Here is a 17545-nt window from a genome sequence, read left to right as displayed (position 1 = left end):
ATGACTAACGTACTCTCAGGGGAGACCGTGAGCAGAGTCTTTGCCTATTGCCGCGTTTCCACGTCCGACCAAACCACCGCCAACCAGCGCCGCGAGATCGAGGCCGCCGGCTTCGCGATCGACAAGCGGCGCATCGTCGAGGAGAGCATCAGCGGCTCCGTGGCGGCGTCCGAGCGGCCCGGCTTCGCCAAGCTGCTCGATCGGCTGGAGGAAGGCGACGCGCTGATCGTTACCAAGCTGGACCGGCTGGGCCGCAACGCGATGGACGTGCGCGCCACGGTCGAGCAACTCGCTGAGATAGGCGTGCGGGTGCATTGCTTGGCCCTGGGCGGGGTCGACTTGACCAGCCCGGCCGGCCGGATGACGATGCAGGTGATCGCCGCCGTGGCGGAGTTCGAGCGCGATCTGCTGATCGAACGCACGCAGGCCGGCATCAGCCGCGCCAAGGCTGCCGGGAAACCGTTCGGCCGGCCGCCAGCACTGACACCCGAGCAGCAACAGCAGGCGGCCCAACGCATCGCCGCAGGCGACGCCATTGCCGCGATCGCGCGCGACTTCAGCACGACGCGGCAGACCATCATGCGCTTGCGCACGAAGCAGGCGACCGCACAAATCTGAGCAACTGGAGAACAAGATGCCGATCCCCAGCCAATCCTGCCAATGCTTCGACCCCAGCGCAGAACCGCGATGTACCGATCGGATCAACATCGGCGTGAACGAAGACTACTGGGAGCTTTCCCGCATGCGCTGCGCTATGTGCGGCACCGTATCGCTGGTGGGATCCGTTTTGGTGGTGAGGACTTCATGAGCCCCCGGGCCAGGCGTTCTGAATTACCCCCCTGAAACGAAACGAGCTGATCAGAATGAATAACGCTGAAAATCCCCAGTCCCTTTTGATCTCGGCAATCGCATTCGCCGCCACCAAGCACCGCGACCAGCGGCGCAAGGATGCCAGCGCGTCACCGTATATCAACCACCCTATTGCGTTGGCGGCGGTTCTCACCAACGAAGGCCACGTCACGGACACGAACGTGCTCTGTGCCGCCATCCTCCACGACACGATCGAGGACACCGAGACGACTGCCACCGAACTGGAGACCCGGTTCGGCCCCAAGATTGCGAGCATTGTGCTTGAAGTGACGGACGACAAGTCGCTGCCCAAGGAGGTGCGTAAGCAGCTTCAAATCGAGCATGCGGCAGACGCGACGCCAGAGGCCAAATTGGTGAAGCTGGCCGACAAGATTTGCAATCTGCGCGACATCTTATCTTCGCCGCCCACAGACTGGCCGGCAGAGCGCAAGCAGGCATATTTCGACTGGGCGGCGCGAGTAGTCACCAACATCAGGGGGACTCATCCCGGGCTCGAAGCGATATTCGACGAACTCTGCACGCGCACTGCCGAATTGCTCTGACCGCCGCGCTACGCCCGACGAGCACCAAGCCAATTTATGGTAGCTTGACTGCTTAGAGAATCACGAAGTTAGATTCCGCCGGATATAAAACAAAACGGGGGCCGTCATTAATACCAATCTCGTTCAGGGCATTACGCTTGCAATTGCGGTCTTGGGTGCCGTCCTCGGGGTCATGAACACGTGGTTTGCTCTCGATCGGTCGCGCTTGAAGTTACGGGTCACCCCGAAACATGCTATTCCAGTCGGGGGAGCTCCATCGCATCTTCAGTTCTGCATCGAAATCCAGAATCTGAGCGATTTTGCCGTAACAATTGAAGAAGTCGGCGTTTTCTATCGTGGTACTAAGGAAAGAGGATTCATCCGCCCCTTCCTTCCCAACGGTGAGCAGTGGCCCTGTCGTCTGGAAGCCCGCTCATCTATTACCGTCTATAGCGAAAAACCTTCTTCTCTACCTGGAAGACAAATCCGAGCCGCTTATGCAAAAACGGCTTGTGGGCGCACGAAAACGGGCATCAGTGGTGCGCTCAAACAGATTGCACGGGAAGGCACCAGCTACTGACCGGTGACCCCGGCACAATCCCCATGGTCAAGATCAAGGAAGTATTCGACCGCATCCGCGCGATCGCACCGAGGATCAGCAACGAACCTCTCGCAGGTGCGCGCCATGAGCCTGATACGTCAGCCTTGCCGACGCAATGCTTCTCGAATGCTCAGCGCAAGGCGCAGCAGGCGGGCGGCGGGGTGCTGTTCGGTTGGATGTTCAATTATCGCGAGGTCGTGGCACTGCCCGGCCCCGGATATCTGATCGGCGTGAACCACGCCGTATGGCGTGCGCCGGACAACAAGCTGATCGACGTGACGCCATTTCACTCCGATCCGAAGCATCACCCGATCGTCGTCAATGGCAACGCCGTGTTGTTCCTCATCGATAGCACCGCAACGCCGCTCAGGAATGAGCACGTCGGTCTCGCGCTTCCATCGTGGTTCTTCCCGCTGACGCACGACGAGGCCATGGCGGCGCATGTCGCCGAGCTGGAATCCAAGGAGCTGGAAGAGTGGGAAAAGCAGGTTGCCCGGACTGAGGGACTCAAGGGCTCTCAGCGAGCGGCCGATCTGATCCGGTCGCGCCGTGGACGTGGGTGACTATCCGGCCGGCGCGCCCGACCTGCGCCCGGAGCCCAACTCAAAAAATTCTTCTTCATTCACTGCCAGGCGATGCAAGCGAAGATCATCAGACTGGCGATCTGTCTCCCAGGCCGTCTGTTGCGAGTCAAAATCGAGTCATGCAATGACAAATCGGGATCGCAACAGACCGAAGGTGATGCAAATGTCTAACTATCTCAGCCCCGCAGAAGTCGCCGCTCGCTACGCGGGACGCATATCAGTCCGGACGCTTTCGAACTGGAGATGGAGTGGCGCGGGGCCAAAGTTCGTCAGGATCGGCGGACGAATCCTTTACTCTGCGACCGAACTTGCAGCTTGGGAGCAAAAGAGGACCGTGTCGAAAACGAGCGACTATCAACGCTAGGTGGTGTGCGAGCCGCAGATATCTGCCCTACTTCTCATCGAAGGTACTTGAGCATTTGCGGCTCTCCTCCCATCGCTCCAAGTCCGAGAGCCGGTAGAGTATCCTCCCGCCAATTTTGAAGAACTCCGGGCCTGTCCCGCTCCATCTCCAATTCGAAAGCGTGCGAACGCTGACTTGGTCTCCGTATCGGTCGGACACTTCACGCGGCGTCAAAAATTTCTCCCCCATGAAGTCACCTCTTGCCTGTCGGAATCTCGCGTTTTCATTGCACGGCACGATTCACTCGACAACGGCCCCTCCGTGAAACAGACTCGTCGTCTGTTGCTTTACACGAACAAGCACTTGAGACGCATGACTAAAAATATTTCGCTAAGGAGTTCGGGCGCACATAGGGCGCACACAACAGCAATCGGCAGGCCGGTGCATCGGCCGTCCACGCTAACTGCCGCGCCGCAACGCGGATATCGTTCTCGTCCGAACGAGCGTCGGCTGGCGCGCCGCCGCTGATCGTCGCGCAGTAGCGAGGCCGTTAGCCGTGATCATGCCAAACAAGACCCCGCCCGAAGTCACCGACGTATCCGACCTCGAATCACTGCTGCGAACCGTCGAGCACGGCCTCATAGCGTTCGACGGTTGCACGTCCGCCGGAAAGACAACGCTGATGAACAACCTCGCCCGACGGCTGAAATGCCCTGCGATAGACCTCGATCAGTACCTCGATCGTCAACGCGGCGAGTTCGTCAACGCACTTCGCCTGCCCGCGCTAACTGACGCCATTGAGCAGGGCCGTCAGCAATCGCCCGTAGTGCTTGTCTCCGGTGTCTGCATGCGCGAGGTTCTAGACCGCCTACAGTTCACCGCCGCCATGAACATCTACGTGCAACGGAATTCCCGGACGGGCATACCCAGCGATCTTGACTTCCTCGACCTCGAGGACGGACATCAGGTCGATGACACGCTTGCGTCGTTGCTCAGCGACCTTGATCTCGAAATCGCCGCCTACCATGAACGCTATCGCCCTCGCCGCAACGCCGATGTCGTCTATGTCAGAACTGGGGAAGATTGACGCGCCCCCAGCGGTCGCCTGCGCGAGCGAGTACCGCCGCTAGCCAGCCAGCGCGACCGCCACGACCTCGCCGGGCCATTCTGGACTCCGGTCGGTGTTCAGCCGGCACTCCGCATCCAGCCGGCCGCACGCGCAGATGCAGGTCTCGTCTTCACCAACCTGCTCGCGTCCGCAGTTCGCGCAGCAGAACTCGATCTCGTCGCCACACGGGCGCGCCAATATGCGGCCGTAGCACGCGCCGCAGACGTGCTGTGTGAGAGCCCAGCGCTTAGCCACGGCTGCCCTCCTTGGCAGCGCGCTGCTCGAGCGCCGCGATCATGCTGCACACCATGTGGCCCGCTCGGGCGTCGGCAGCCGCTCGGCGATCCGCCAGCCCGGCGTGGATGCACTCGTGCTGCCGGCGCAGCCTCGCAATTTCGCGCCGGATCTGCGCCGCCTTCTTCGGGTGTCCGGACGCCTCCAGCAATGCCGCATCCCGCTCCAGCCTGGACAGCCCATCCTCAAATACCTGCTCTATGCCCATCACTGCCTCCGCTTAGAAACCACGCAATTCGGCCTCGGATGAGAGCCGGCGAAGCCGACCGATCACCCGTCGCTGAAGTTCGGGCGACTCCGCCTCTATTTCGGCGAGGATTGCATCGCGGAACCGAGCGGCCTGCTCTACGCTGTGCGCTGTCTCAGCGTGCTGCAGGGCGAGCCGAATAAGGTCGCACCGCATGCGATGTGCATCTCTCAGTGCGAACGGCACCTTGACCTTGCGGTTGCCATCGGCGTCGACCTTCACCGCGAACTCGCGCAGTAGGCGAGCGTCTTCGTCGAGTTCGTCGAGCATCCGCCAGAAGTCCAACGCCCGCCGCGCTGCCGGCACGGCCTCGCCATCGGTGGCGACCAGTTCCGTCACGGCTGGGATGTTCTCGCGGATCTCGGCGGCAACGGTCGCGCGTGCCTCGCGCTCGAGATCATTCCTCTCAGGTTCGCGGCCGAGCGCCTGCACGCGCCAACGCCCCCACGTGCCATCAGGAATGTCAGCAAATTGCTCGCGCGCCAGCCGGCAGCCTTCCTTGAGGCCGTGCTCGCCACACAGAGTGCGGATGGTTTCAATCGCCAGATCGCGGCGGGTGTCAGGTGGGCGTGCCATAGGCTCCGAAACGGCAAAACAGGGATGCCTATAGTTTCGATTCACGACGTTGAACACGCCAATCCAGCGCAAACACTCGGCAGCGCTGCTACTATCTCAGCAACCCCCGCCGCGTGGAGCCATGTCAAGGATGAGAAACGTCTTTGCTTTGCTGCTCATTGCAACGATCGCTGCCGTTGGAAACGCGCAAGCAGACCCAAGAGTCATTGGGGTTTTCCCCGGAAACAGGAACATGTTTCCGATCTCATTGACCTATGAGCTTTGCGTGCCAGGAAAGCCCAAAGAGGGATATCGAGCCATCGTCCACGCTACGCCACTTCCTCGGCAAACTCCGACCGGCTTGGAAGCGTGCTGGAATTTCGATAACTCGAGCCGATACAAGCCCAACACCGTCATCATCACCTGCATCCGTGAGAATGGTCGCAGGGATGGCCGAGTAAGCGGTGACTGCAGGTGGATCAGCAAAGACCACTTCCTAGATCCAGCTACCCTTCCCCGCAGCGCATTTTGAGCGCTCGCCACTCAAGCCTCGCACTCCGGTCACCCAGGAAGTACCGTCAGCAACCGCAGCGGCGGGATTAGCCATTTGTGGGATATCCGCAGATGCTCCCCACACGTTTCCCACGCCGCAAACCGTTGCCTGATAAGGCTTGTGGGGGTGTGGGAATTGTGGGACAAAAAAGCACAACCAAAACTATATGAGTCCTCTGACCCGCTTTACCGGATCAGAGCACTCATGATGCACGGTCTTTCTTCTTGTATCTATTTCTCTTCCCACAAATCCCACAATCCCACAACCAAAGCCAGACAAGGGTTTCCGGCTGTGGGAATTGTGGGTTTGTGGGATTTTGCAGCCATAGCCTGTGGGGACGTGTCTCATGGTCCGAAAGTTCAATCTGCTGCGTAACGTCGGCAAGTTCGACAACGTTGCCGCTGGCGCTCAGCTTCCATTCAGCCGACTGACCGTCATCTATGCCGAAAACGCACGCGGCAAGACAACGCTGGCCGCGATCTTGCGCTCGCTCTCATCCGGTCGGCCGGAGCTCGTTACTGAGCGAGCACGGCTCGGTGCGGCACATCCGCCGCATGTGGTCGTCGACACCGGTGCCGGCGCGCCTGCCATTTTCCAGAACGGCGCCTGGACCCGCACGGCTCCTGAAATCGCCATTTTTGATGACGCTTTCGTCACGGAAAACGTCTTTTCCGGCATGGAAGTCGGCGCGGCGCATCGGCAGAACCTCCACGAACTGATCGTCGGGGCTCAGGGAATAGCCCTGACCCGGGCGCTGCAGGCAGAGGTCGAAAGGATCGAGGTCCACAATGGCGAGCTCCGTGACCGGGAAAACGCCATACCGGCGCGGGCCAGGGGCAATCTCTCCGTTGATGCCTTCTGCGCCTTGGCACCGGTACCCGACCTGCCGCAAGCGATCGAGGAGGCGGAGCGTCGTCTTGCTGCGGCGCGCGACGCCGGCAAAGTGGCAGAGACACCGACTTTCCCTCCGCTGTCACTGCCGAAGATTGACCTTGAAGCCCTTCGAACGCTGCTGGCTAAGGGCCTGCCCGAGCTCGACGCCGGCGCCTTGGGACGCGTACAGGATCATCTCAGCCAGCTCGGTCGCGGAGGTGAGGCTTGGGTGGGCCAGGGAATGGGGTTCGCCGATCATCTGGCTGAACATGAGCATGGGGAATGCCCCTTCTGCGCTCAAGATTTGGCAGGCTCCCCGGTCCTCGCTCACTACCGCTCCTACTTCGGGGACGCCTACAACGGCTTGAAGCGCGAGATCACAGACGCGGCCCGCGCCCTCCGGGCAGCTCAATCCGGTGATGTCCCGGCGGCGTTCGAGCGCAGCGTGCGCGAGACTGTGGAGCGGCAGACGTTCTGGAAAGCGTTCGCCGAGGTTCCGGCCATCGAGATCGACACGGCGGCGATCGCGCGAACGTGGAAGTCAGCCAGGGAGCCGGTCGAGCGCCTGCTCGAGACCAAGATGGGCGCGCCGCTGGACACGTTGAGCGTGCCGGCCGATGTCGAGCAGGCCATCGCCGAGCACAATGTCCAGTGCGACAGGATTCGGGAAATTTCGGACCAGTTGGCCGCCGCCAATGCTCAGCTTGAAACGGTGAAGGAACAGGCACGCGAGGCCAATGTTGCGACGTTAGCGAACGACCTCGCAAATTTGCGGGCGGTTGAAGCACGACATGACGGCGCGATCGCGCCTCTGTGCGACGCCTATCTCGCCGAAAAGGCAGCGAAGACCGCGACTGAGCAGCGCCGCAGAGCCGCGCGGGCGGCGCTCGATCAGCATCGGCAAGCCGCCTTTCCCGCATACGGGGTGGCGATCAACGATTTCCTCCAACGCTTTAACGCCAGTTTCCGTGTCGGGCCTGTCGACCCAGTGAACACGCGCGGCGGCTCGGCGGCAAACTACACACTGCTGATAGATGGCAATCCGGTCCCCTTGTCGGGGAATCCCGGAGACCCGAACTTCAGCAACACCCTCAGCGCCGGCGACCGCAACACGCTGGCTTTGGCCTTCTTCTTCGCGAGCCTGCAGAACGATCCCCAGCGCGCTCAGAGGATTGTTGTTATCGACGACCCAATGACGAGCCTCGATGAACACCGCACGCTGCATACGCTGCAGGAAATGGACCGTCTGGCCCGAGATGTGGCGGGAATGGTCGTGCTCTCGCACTCCAAGCCGTTTCTGCTCGGCGTGTGGGATAAGTGCCAGCAATTGCAGAAGGCGGCCTTAGAGGTTCGACGTTCAGGGCCCGGCTCAACCCTCGCCGCATGGGACGTGAACGCGGCAATGGTGACGGTGCATGATCGGCGGTACGCTGCGGCGGTAGCTTATCTGCAGCAAGCAGATCCCGCCACGGAACGGCAAGTTGCAGAATCGCTCAGGCCAATGCTGGAGGCATTCTGCCGCGTTGGCTATCCGACCAGTTTCCCTCCCGGCACTTTGCTGGGCCCATTCCAGAACCAATGCGCTCTCCGCGCTGGCACGCCTCAGGAGATCATGAGCGCGCCCAACGCCCAAGAATTGCGCGCGCTGCTGGACTACGCCAACCGGTTCCACCACGATACGAACGCCGCATACGCCACCGAGCTCATCAACGATGCAGAACTGACGGACTTCACTCGACGGACGCTTGCTTTCATCCGCAGGCCCTAGGAGCAGGCATGCCGCCCCACAGGGCCATCTCTCGTCAGAACATCTCGCTATCGGCCTGCCGGTGACGCAGAAGAGCGTCGAGGGGAATGCGCAGCCCGCTCGTGGACGCCTCGCCGATACGGATCCCACAGCCGTTGTAGGTATCGGCGCCTTCGATCCGCTTCAACCGGCCCCGCAGACCAGACGCGAACTTCGTCTCACGCATCAACTTCAAGAGCTCCGGGTTCCTCGGGTGAACCAATAGCCGGTCACCGAGCACCTTCATGCCATAGACGTGCAGCTCGCCGTCTGCGGCGGCAGGCTCGATGTCGAGACTGTCGACTGCAAATCCTGCGGCTCGGGCGATCAGCTTGCCAACCGATGTCCGCACCCCACCCTGCCGAGTAATCGGGCGCCCCATGAGCGTCGCAATCAGATCGTCCTGCTCCTCGGTTTTCTCTTCCTGATAATCGCCCCAGTCGTACCGCTTGATCTCTGTCAGCGCCTCATCCCGCGTCGGCAAGCGATCGTTGATCAGGCACCACGCACCGGCCAGCAGCGCGCCGACTTGATCGCCTTCACGTTGCGTACCGAGAATGTTGGCAGCCGCCTCGGTGAACATGTCGATAGCGTCCATGATCAGGGGCGCCATATTGATCGAACGGCGGAACAGACGCGCGCTCAACGTCTTGTCCCTGGCGATCTTGTTGAGCCCGGCACGGATCGCCGGCCAGTTTTGAGTGTCAGTTGCTTCCCCTTCCCGCTTCGGCCGGAGTGCGAGCACGGTGACGCGCTCCATATCCTGCTGCCGTTCAAGCGCGACGCCGATACTCGAAAGCAGCGCCATCGAACGCACTTGGAATGCCTGCGCCTCGCCGGCGACCGTGCCACGGTAAGTCTGCGCACCGGTGTCGCTCGACGACTGGCGAATCATGACGAGGATGCGCTGCATCTTGGTCGCCGCCGCCTCCGTGTCGGACTCGCTCTCATCGATCAAGATCGGTCGCGCGTCGCTACGCAGGGTCTGGCGGAGACCCGCCTCTGTGCTGTCCCCATTGGCGAACACGTCCATGCCGGCCGGGATCAGCGGACGCACGAATTCGTTCAGGATGGTCGTCTTGCCTGATCCCGGGCCGCCCGTGATCCAGGCATGCGGGCGCCAATGCAGCGCACCGCACAAAGGGCTCAGGAGCAACCAGCCGCACAGGAGCGGCGCTGACGCCGGCTTCGCCCAACGGAACGATCTAGCCATTTCCAGCAGCCAGGCGCCGTCGGCAGCGCTGAGCGGCGTATCCGAGGGAGCAGCGATCTTGCGGCCGCCTTGGTACAGGAACTCCGAACGAATCGCGCCGAGGTCCATGCAGGCGCCGTCGACCAACAGTCGATCGCCCAGATGTACAACCATTCGGTCGCCGTCCCACCACGCTCCGCGCCCGCGCGTGAACGTCGGATCATAGATGCCCGCCGCCTCGGCCGCCTCCATCAGGAAGCCAACGGCGGCATCCTTGTCGAACTTCCCGGACGGCGTGCCGATCATGACGGTTTCCCACCAGTTCAGTGGGGCAAGAGACAACAGGGCGTTCTTGCTGAGGCTGCTCGTGCGGATGGTCAGGATGTGGTTTCGGCGCCCTTTGCGGAAAAAGAAGTAAGCGTCCCCGTCGACGCCCAGCACGCGAAAATGCCGATTGTTCGCAAACGGGTTCTCGCCGGGAGCCGTATCGTCTTCGGGGTCGCAGTCGTCCCGCTCGAGAGGCGCCTCGTCGGCCTGGGCCGCAAGCCAGCCGAGCGCCTGCGAGCCAGTCATGCCACAGAAGTCTTCCCATAGCTCATCTGCCCACGACACGCCGGCTTGTGGCGGTCGGACAGAGACGCCAGCTTCCTGGGCGATCTGCACAGTCTCACGCTCTTGCTTGGGATCCGCCAGGACCTGAACTACAGCGCTCGGCATGAATTGGGATGCTTTCTCAATCGCCGCAAGCAGATCGCCGGCGCCACTGTACTCAACCAACACGGCGCCGCGCCGCGACAGTCGGGTCGCCAGTGCGGAATCGAACGCTGCCAGTCCGTCGACCGCGAATTGAATCCGGTCGAGGTCTGCCGGGTCGCACTTGGGAACAAGCCACACAGGCAGTACGCGGCTTGCCTCCCCGAGTTCGCTTTCGATTATTGCCTTCACGGATCGCGCCCCCTCGCGCACGTGCATGTCGTTGAAGTCGGTCGGGCCGCCCTCGCCCACGGCGCCGAGCGACGCATCGAACGGCGGCACGGCGACCAGTCCGCCGATCGCGAGCGCTGCCTCTCGCGCGCGCGTCACGCCGGGATTGTTGACCGGCTTGAGCGTCCACTGATCGTTGTCGGCCGCCATGATGACGATGGCGTGGGGAAAGCGCGCGCGGATGGCCTGGGCGACCGGCAAGAGGTTCGGCGCATCGAAGGCGACGATGACGGCATGACCGGTAGCCTCGTGCAGGCTGGCGCCCGTGGCGTAGCCCTCGCAGATGATGATGACGATGCGGCCCTCGAACTCCACCGGCTTGCCGATAGAGTAGAAGTGCCCCGCCTTGTTGCCGCCGGTCAGGTAATCCTTATCGCGGTCCCCCATGAGCTTCTTGGGGAAGATCGCCTGCAGGCTGTGAATTTGCTTCTTGGTGTCCCGAATTGGGATCAGTAGCGCTTGCTTGCTGATCAGGCGGACATCGCCCGTCTCCTCGTCGATCTTCTCCCACTTTCCGACGCGCAGACCGTGCGACTGGATCTGCTTGCGTTCGAGGTAGGGATGCGTCTCGCAATCGCTCGCGGCGTCCCAAAGCTGGCGTGCGCGCTCGGCCGCCACCGCGTGCCGGGCCCGCTCCGCTGCCTCACGCTCGGTCTTCTGGCGCTCGATGCGCTCACGCAGCGCGCGGCGCTCAGCTTGCGTCAGAGGCTTGGCGCCCTTGGCCGACCAAGTGAACTTCTGATCCGTGCCGTAACGGCGGTTGCAGCCGAACGCGCCCGCCGGCCTTTTGCCGTCGATGTGCAGAATGGCCCAGGCGTTGCGCTGGCCCTTCTTATCGCCCTCGACGTGGTAGCGGTGCAGCCGGCCATCGGCGATGATCTCTTCGGCGACGACGATACCCTGTGCGGCCATCGCGTCGCGGAACTGGGCCACCGCGTCATGTGGGATGGTCCCGGCGCTCATCATACCGCCCTCCATCCGCTCGGGCGGCAGTAGCCCACAATGCGCACCAACTCCCCGAAGCTCCAAACTCTTCGCGGTGCGCCGCCGTTTGGGGGCTGCCAGAAAACCCTGCCTGATGGCTCAAGCACAACGCTCGGAGCATTCACGCCATCGGCGCCCGGCATGCGCCACCGGCAAAATCCAGCCGCCGCGCTCACCCCACAAACGGGCACATCGCACACGGTGCGGCCAAAAAATTGAAATGTGCCGAGGCGGATGCGCTTGGCGTCGCAGAACATCGCCAAGACGGCGCCGATGAAGTCGGGCCATGGGCATGCGAACGACTCGTGCACGACACTGCGGAAGCGATCAGCGACCGCATTGTCGCGGAACCGCAGCAGTTGAATCGAAGCGACGTTTTTTCCTGCACGCTCAGCGGTCGTTGCTGTATGATTCTTCATATCAAATCGCGTGTGAAGCCCGGTGTCCTGCTCGAACAGGCCCGGGTTTTTTGTTTTCCCCGGGGCGGGCGGGTTGCGTGGGAAGTTGCCCACGTAAGCGAATTGTCCGTTACGTCTATCGCCTTTTGCAAACCGATAGTTTTTGATGAATCTCTTGCAAATAAAGGGCTCGCGGGGCGGCATCCTCATTTTTGATGCATCATTAAAACTACTCTGTCTAAAGGTGCGACGCTTAATAGCGGTGCGTTATGTTTCAGCATGAGCACCGGTCACTTCGTGCCAGCGAAGAACTGTGAGACGAAAGAGCGGTGCGCCACTCGCAACACCATTGCTCGCCTCGACGAGCGCGCCGACCTGCACCAAAGTTCCTGTGGCAGGCGGCGGCGCCTTGTAGTGGAAGCGAGCCACGACATAACCGACCGTGCTGCCGTCGGCTCGCACGTGCGTGCAGCGGCGACTTAGCGTAGCTTCGGGGTGCGTCTGTTCACCGATGACCAACAGCGCGGTCGCCTCGAAGCCACCCGACCACTGGCGAGGCTTTCTCTGGCCGGACTGCGGGCGCGGCGCGTGGCCCTGCTTTTCCTGCCGTCCCGGCTTGCGATCCTGGCCGGGCTGCAGATTGCTCTCCGCGAAGGTCCACGCCGGACGCCTCTCGTTATTTGCGCGTCGGCCTGGGTAGTCTGCGCGAAGGCCGAGCGTGCGGCGCTCGGTACGGTATGGGTTGCTCATGCTGCCTCCTTCTGCCTATCCGCCTTCTTCGCGAGACACGCCAGCACATCGCCGCCGTGCCAGCGTCCAGGCATGACCGGCGCTGGAAAGTCGCCGTTTTTGATGTGGCGATAGAGCGTCGGCTTTGACCAGCCGGTGAGCGTTCTGACCGCATGCGCATTTAACAGAGTATCGGGGCAAGCCTGCGCCATCCGAACCTGGGCCACAGCGAGATCAGTGCGAGCGTCGATCTGATTTGACATTCATGACTCCAAAAGATCGCCTTCAAGACGAATTGAAGCCGATGATAAAGTCACGACACCGTTTGATACTAATTGGAATCTGCGCCCGATTTTGCGCCCGAAAACCCTCCATTACGAAAGGAGTGCAGGCAAATGAATGGCGAGACAAAATAGATCATCAGATTGGCAGGCTGTTTTCGGGCGCAAATTTGTTGTGCCTTTGCTACAGGCATGATCTTCGGGCCGCCACGGCGCTGCGCATGGCAACAGCGCTCACAAAAAACCCGGCAGAAGCCGGGTTATCTCATGACATGGGCTGCCCCTACATATCGTCATCAAGTGCGTCGATGGGGACCTCTGCTGCGCGTCGCTTGGCGTCGGCGATTAGATCCTTCGCAGACTCCCCGCGCACCCAACAATCAACAGTGTCAGCCCACGCCTGCAGCATGATTCCGCGTTCTCGCAAATATTTGTTCGTGTTGTAGACGGCTGCAATCCTGTTTCTCGGCGCGTGCGCGAGCGCCATTTCAACCCATCTCTCATCCCAATGCATGCGGTTCAGTTGGGTGGAAAAGGTGCGTCTCAAGTCGTGGACGCCGAACGACTGGAATTCCGGGTCGTCCTTCCGGATGCGCTCCACGGCGCTGTCGATGATACGATTTAACGTCGCGTTGCTGATGGGCAAATCGTGCTCATAGCGCCCTGGATGCAAGTATTGGCTTGCTCCGAAGCACGAACGAAAAGCCGTCAGAATATCCAACGCCTGTTGGCTCAGCGGCACGACGTGAGCCTTCCCGGCCTTCATCCGAGTTGCGGGAATTGTCCAGCGCTCCGTATCGAAATCGACTTCGCTCCAGGTCGCGTCAATGAACTCGCTCTTGCGCACACCGGTCAACAGAACGAATTTCAGCGCCAGGCGCAGCGTTGGCGCGGCCGCAACTTTCTCGAGAGCTGTGAAGAACTTCCGGATCTCGACTGGGGACAATGCGCGATCGCGCGGCTCGAAAGTGGCGATAGAGCTGGTCCGCACGCCATCCGCCGGGTTCGCGATCGAAATTCCGCTGCCTTGTGCGTGGCGGAACACCGCTTGCACCACCTCGCGGACATGGACGCCGACAGCGGGGCCCCGCTTTTCCTTCGCATCAAGGCACAAGCGCATCAGGCGTTGCGGCGTTACCTCCTCGAGCTTCAGGCGGCCCAGCTCGGGCTCGATAACCCGCCGATACGTCGACCGCCGCAGCTCGAGCGTGCTGTCCGCCAACTGCTCCGCTCCACTCTTGGGGTCCGCCTTGTGCGTAAAGTAGGCTTGCGCCCAGCCGCCGAAGGTCAACGCCTCGGCCGCTGCGGCGCGCTTCTCCGCCTTTGCGCGCGACGGCGACACGCCCCGTTCCACGTCGCGCCGGGCGCGGTCCAGAAGCGTGCGCGCCTCGCGCAGTGACATGCACATTCCATACTCAAGCGCCTCGGGATCGCGTGTCGCCCTGCAGGTCGGGTCATAGCGCCCGATCGCCAGGGTCTCGCGCCGGCCATTGAGTCGGTAGTCGTACCGAAAGGCCCGGGTACCAGTTGGGAGCACCGCCACGTACAAGCCGTCGCGGTCGCTCACCTTGAACATTTTTTCTTTAGGCGTCAGGGCGCCCAGCTCACGATCAGTTAGCAAATCAGCCTCACTCTGATTTGCCGCTTGATACCGTCAGACCGTCTGTCGGTACCGGAAGCGGCGTTTTCGACCGCTTCCCAAAATACCGTCACGACGACCGTCAAAATGAGTGAGATTGGGTGATAGCGGCTGAGACTGCCTGAGCCACTAACTCCTTATCCCGCTTGGGTTTCGTGAGGAATTTGATACTGCATGAAACGGTGTGAGACGATGCTAGATCACTCCCACTCGATCGTCCCTGGCGGCTTGCTGGTCACGTCGTACACCACCCGGTTCACGCCCTTCACCTCGTTGATGATGCGCGTGGCGGTCTCGCCTAAGAACTTCATGTCGAACTGGTAGAAGTCCGCGGTCATGCCGTCGGTTGAGGTGACGGCGCGCAGGCCAACCACATAATCATAGGTGCGGCCGTCGCCCATGACGCCCACCGTCTTCACCGGGAGCAGCACGGCAAAGGCCTGCCAGATCTCGTCGTAGAGGCCTGCTTTCCGGATCTGGTCGATGTAGACGGCGTCCGCCTTGCGCAGGATGTCGAGCTTGTCGCGGGTGATCTCGCCGGGGCAGCGGATGGCAAGGCCCGGGCCCGGGAACGGGTGGCGGCCGACGAAGATTTCGGGCAGGCCGAGCTCGCGCCCGAGCTTGCGCACCTCGTCCTTGAACAGCTCGCGCAAGGGCTCGACGAGCTTCATGTTCATGCGCTCGGGCAGACCGCCGACATTGTGGTGCGACTTGATCGTCACCGAGGGGCCGCCGGTGAAGGAGACGCTCTCGATCACGTCAGGATAAAGCGTGCCTTGCGCCAGGAAGTCGGCGCCGCCGATCTTCTTGGCCTCAGCCTCGAACACCTCGATGAAGAGACGACCGATGGTCTTGCGCTTGGCTTCGGGGTCGGTGACGCCCTCTAACTCGCCGAGGAACTGCTTGGAGGCATCCACGTGCACGAGCGGGATGTTGTAGTGATGGCGGAAGAGGTCGACGACCTGCTCGGCCTCGTTGAGGCGCATCAGGCCGTGATCGACGAAGACGCAGGTGAGCTGGTCGCCAATGGCCTCATGGATCAGCACGGCCGCCACGGCTGAATCGACCCCGCCGGAGAGGCCGCAGATCACCCTGCCCTTGCCGACCTGCGCGCGGATCTTGGCGATCTCCTCCTCGCGGAAGGCGCGCATGGTCCAGTCGCCGGTGAGACCGGCGATCTTGCGCACGAAGTTGCGGATGAGCTTGGCGCCGTCGGGCGTGTGCACCACTTCGGGGTGGAACATCAGGCCGTAATATTTGCGCTTCTCGTCCTGGATGATCGCGAACGGCGCGTTCGGCGAGGTGCCGGCGACGGAGAAGCCCGGCGGCATCTTGGTGATGCGGTCGCCATGGCTCATCCAGACCTGGTTCTTGCTGCCCGACGACCAGACGTCCGCAAACAGCTGGCTGTCGGCCTTGACCTCGACATCGGCGCGGCCGAACTCGCGGTGATGGCCGCCCTCGACCTCGCCCCCTAACTGGGCGGCCATGGTCATCTGGCCGTAGCAGATGCCCATGACGGGCACGCCGGAATCGAAGATCAATTGCGGGGCGCGGGGCGAGCCGGCCTCGTGCACCGATTCCGGGCCGCCGGAGAGGATCACCGCCTTCGGCTTCATTTCGTCGAAGGCGGCTTCGGCCTTGTTGAACGGGACGATCTCGCAATAGACGCCGTCCTCGCGGACGCGACGCGCGATCAACTGCGTCACCTGGCTGCCGAAGTCGACGATGAGAATCTTGTCATGCGCCGAGGCCACCGAGGACGTCGACGCGGAGCGGTCGTTCTGTGCTGCTGTCATGGCCAGCAGATACGCTGGCAGCGGGCGGGCCGCAACCGCGCTGGCGGCGCGCCCACATGCTTCTTTGGGCATGGACAAACGAATATAGGTAAGTATTGTTGACCTATTATGCCCCACTCGCAAACAGGGGCGGTCAGGGAGAATGCCATGTCACAGCATCATCAGCCATCAACGCTCGCCGCGCTCGGCCGGACCTGGGTCGAGGCCTGGAACGCGCGCGATCTCGAGCGCGTGCTCACGCTCTACGACGAGGCGGCCGTGATGACCTCGGACCGCATTCCGGCGCTTGGGTTCGATGCCAGCGGCACCGTGCGCGGCAAGGATGCGCTTCGCGCCTATTGGGGCAAGGCGCTGGGGCTGCTGCCGGAGCTGCACTTTTCGCTGATCGATCTGTTCGTCAGCCCCGACAGTGTCGTGGTGTTCTACGAGAACGAGCGGGGCAAGAAGATCTGCGAATATCTGCGGGTGAACGAGGCGGGGCTGATCGTGCAGGGCTCGGCGAACCATTTGGCGCATTGACGCTGGCGCGCGGGCCATCGCAGCAGCGCGCTTGGCGTGTGCGGACGACGCCGGCCCACCCAACGCTGTCATTCCCCGCGAAAGCGGGGAATCCAGTACGCCGCGGCTTCTCGATAGGCTACCGACGTCTCGGAGTACTGGATCGCCCGGTCAAGCCGGGCGATGACACCGAGCGGGAGGCGCTAGCGTGCCGCAAGCGTCATTGCGAACGGAGACTGCGGCGCGAGCGTGCGCTAACACTGCGCCCGCCGGCTCTGAGACAGGATTCCCCCATGAAACTCCCCACATCCCCTTTCACCGTCACCGACTGGAGCAAGGTTGAACCAACCGTTCATCCCGGCGAGACCGGGCAGGCGCTGTGGCGCACTCTCGATATCGGCGACTTGCGGGTGCGGATGGTGGAGTACTCGCCGGGCTATCTGGCCGATCATTGGTGCGATCGCGGCCACGTGCTCTACGTGCTCAAGGGCGAGCTCGACAGCGAGCTGCGCGACGGGCGCAAATTCAAGCTCACGGCGGGGATGAGCTACCAGGTGTCGGATTTCGGCGACGCCGCGCACCGGTCCTCGACGGCTGTGGGGGCGACGCTCTTTATCGTCGACTGAGACGCGAGAGCGGGGCTAATTTGCACCGCAAAATAGCAAAGTCGCGCGACGTTGCGGGCCACGGGTGGTGCCTTGAAGTG

General features: G+C 62.1%; 19 protein-coding genes. 9 read left to right on the top strand and 10 right to left on the bottom strand.

The window, feature by feature from the left end; all coding sequences use genetic code 11:
• Nucleotides 1–27 precede the first annotated feature (27 nt).
• From P6U28_RS10475 to P6U28_RS10455, 5 genes are all read left to right on the top strand, one after another.
• A complete protein-coding gene (locus P6U28_RS10475; RefSeq protein WP_407122174.1) occupies nucleotides 28–618 on the top strand; it encodes a recombinase family protein in 591 nt (196 codons plus the stop codon).
• A gap of 245 nt (nucleotides 619–863) precedes the next feature.
• A complete protein-coding gene (locus tag P6U28_RS10470) occupies nucleotides 864–1412 on the top strand; it encodes an HD domain-containing protein (protein ID WP_407122173.1) in 549 nt (182 codons plus the stop codon).
• A 151-nt stretch (nucleotides 1413–1563) separates the two neighbouring features.
• Nucleotides 1564–1971, top strand: coding sequence for a hypothetical protein (locus P6U28_RS10465; RefSeq protein WP_407122171.1), 408 nt, complete (start codon nucleotides 1564–1566; stop codon nucleotides 1969–1971).
• On the top strand, nucleotides 1902–2555 hold the full coding sequence (locus P6U28_RS10460) for a hypothetical protein (protein WP_407122169.1): 654 nt from the start codon (nucleotides 1902–1904) through the stop codon (nucleotides 2553–2555). Before P6U28_RS10465 ends, P6U28_RS10460 begins: the two co-directional genes overlap by 70 nt.
• Nucleotides 2556–2700: 145 nt before the next feature.
• A complete protein-coding gene (locus P6U28_RS10455) occupies nucleotides 2701–2940 on the top strand; it encodes a helix-turn-helix domain-containing protein (protein WP_407122168.1) in 240 nt (79 codons plus the stop codon).
• Nucleotides 2941–2967: 27 nt separating this feature from the next.
• Here the strand turns inward: P6U28_RS10455 and P6U28_RS10450 are convergent, their stop codons facing one another.
• Nucleotides 2968–3168, bottom strand: coding sequence for an AlpA family transcriptional regulator (locus P6U28_RS10450; protein ID WP_302874136.1), 201 nt, complete (start codon nucleotides 3166–3168; stop codon nucleotides 2968–2970).
• Between the two features lie 313 nt (nucleotides 3169–3481).
• Here P6U28_RS10450 and P6U28_RS10445 point away from each other — a divergent pair, with 313 nt between their 5' ends.
• Nucleotides 3482–4006 (top strand): hypothetical protein, encoded by a 525-nt coding sequence (locus P6U28_RS10445; protein WP_407122165.1) that lies wholly within the window; start codon nucleotides 3482–3484, stop codon nucleotides 4004–4006.
• Nucleotides 4007–4045: 39 nt separating this feature from the next.
• Here the strand turns inward: P6U28_RS10445 and P6U28_RS10440 are convergent, their stop codons facing one another.
• The 3 genes from P6U28_RS10440 to P6U28_RS10430 are packed head-to-tail and all read right to left on the bottom strand — an operon-like array spanning nucleotide 4046 to nucleotide 5144.
• Nucleotides 4046–4282, bottom strand: coding sequence for a hypothetical protein (locus P6U28_RS10440; RefSeq protein ID WP_407122164.1), 237 nt, complete (start codon nucleotides 4280–4282; stop codon nucleotides 4046–4048).
• Nucleotides 4275–4529, bottom strand: coding sequence for a hypothetical protein (locus P6U28_RS10435; RefSeq protein ID WP_407122162.1), 255 nt, complete (start codon nucleotides 4527–4529; stop codon nucleotides 4275–4277). Before P6U28_RS10435 ends, P6U28_RS10440 begins: the two co-directional genes overlap by 8 nt.
• A gap of 12 nt (nucleotides 4530–4541) precedes the next feature.
• Nucleotides 4542–5144, bottom strand: a complete 603-nt coding sequence (locus P6U28_RS10430; protein ID WP_407122160.1) for a hypothetical protein — start codon at nucleotides 5142–5144, stop codon at nucleotides 4542–4544.
• A gap of 878 nt (nucleotides 5145–6022) precedes the next feature.
• Here P6U28_RS10430 and P6U28_RS10425 point away from each other — a divergent pair.
• Nucleotides 6023–8317, top strand: coding sequence for an AAA family ATPase (locus P6U28_RS10425; protein WP_407122158.1), 2295 nt, complete (start codon nucleotides 6023–6025; stop codon nucleotides 8315–8317).
• 34 nt (nucleotides 8318–8351) lie between these two features.
• On the opposite strand, the gene P6U28_RS10420 is transcribed toward P6U28_RS10425, so the two are convergent.
• The 6 genes from P6U28_RS10420 to guaA all read right to left on the bottom strand — a co-directional run bounded on the left by P6U28_RS10420 (nucleotide 8352) and on the right by guaA (nucleotide 16341).
• Nucleotides 8352–11477 carry a toprim domain-containing protein gene (locus tag P6U28_RS10420; protein ID WP_407122157.1) on the bottom strand — a complete coding sequence of 1042 codons (3126 nt, stop codon included), beginning with the start codon at nucleotides 11475–11477 and terminating at the stop codon, nucleotides 8352–8354.
• Nucleotides 11474–12103, bottom strand: coding sequence for a hypothetical protein (locus P6U28_RS10415; RefSeq protein ID WP_407122156.1), 630 nt, complete (start codon nucleotides 12101–12103; stop codon nucleotides 11474–11476). Before P6U28_RS10415 ends, P6U28_RS10420 begins: the two co-directional genes overlap by 4 nt.
• Before the next feature lie 57 nt (nucleotides 12104–12160).
• Complete coding sequence (locus P6U28_RS10410; RefSeq protein WP_407122155.1) at nucleotides 12161–12643, bottom strand: hypothetical protein; 483 nt, start codon at nucleotides 12641–12643, stop codon at nucleotides 12161–12163.
• Nucleotides 12640–12885, bottom strand: a complete 246-nt coding sequence (locus P6U28_RS10405) for a helix-turn-helix transcriptional regulator (protein WP_407122153.1) — start codon at nucleotides 12883–12885, stop codon at nucleotides 12640–12642. Before P6U28_RS10405 ends, P6U28_RS10410 begins: the two co-directional genes overlap by 4 nt.
• Before the next feature lie 301 nt (nucleotides 12886–13186).
• On the bottom strand, nucleotides 13187–14524 hold the full coding sequence (locus P6U28_RS10400) for a tyrosine-type recombinase/integrase (protein ID WP_407122152.1): 1338 nt from the start codon (nucleotides 14522–14524) through the stop codon (nucleotides 13187–13189).
• A gap of 218 nt (nucleotides 14525–14742) precedes the next feature.
• Nucleotides 14743–16341 carry a glutamine-hydrolyzing GMP synthase gene (gene guaA, locus P6U28_RS10395; RefSeq protein WP_122406723.1) on the bottom strand — a complete coding sequence of 533 codons (1599 nt, stop codon included), beginning with the start codon at nucleotides 16339–16341 and terminating at the stop codon, nucleotides 14743–14745.
• Between the two features lie 147 nt (nucleotides 16342–16488).
• On the opposite strand from guaA, the gene P6U28_RS10390 reads away from it, so the two are divergent.
• Together P6U28_RS10390 and P6U28_RS10385 are read left to right on the top strand one after the other, a co-directional pair.
• The gene (locus tag P6U28_RS10390) at nucleotides 16489–16860 is read left to right on the top strand and encodes a nuclear transport factor 2 family protein (RefSeq protein WP_122403690.1); all 372 of its coding nucleotides are present in this window, start codon (nucleotides 16489–16491) and stop codon (nucleotides 16858–16860) included.
• Between the two features lie 272 nt (nucleotides 16861–17132).
• The gene (locus tag P6U28_RS10385; RefSeq protein ID WP_122403692.1) at nucleotides 17133–17465 is read left to right on the top strand and encodes a DHCW motif cupin fold protein; all 333 of its coding nucleotides are present in this window, start codon (nucleotides 17133–17135) and stop codon (nucleotides 17463–17465) included.
• The last annotated feature ends 80 nt before the right edge of the window (nucleotides 17466–17545 follow it).

Origin of the sequence: Bradyrhizobium sp. STM 3561, assembly GCF_045571455.1 — a bacterium.
Classification (GTDB): Bacteria; Pseudomonadota; Alphaproteobacteria; order Rhizobiales; family Xanthobacteraceae; genus Bradyrhizobium; species Bradyrhizobium vignae.
This window is presented reverse-complemented; position numbering and strand designations above follow the sequence as displayed.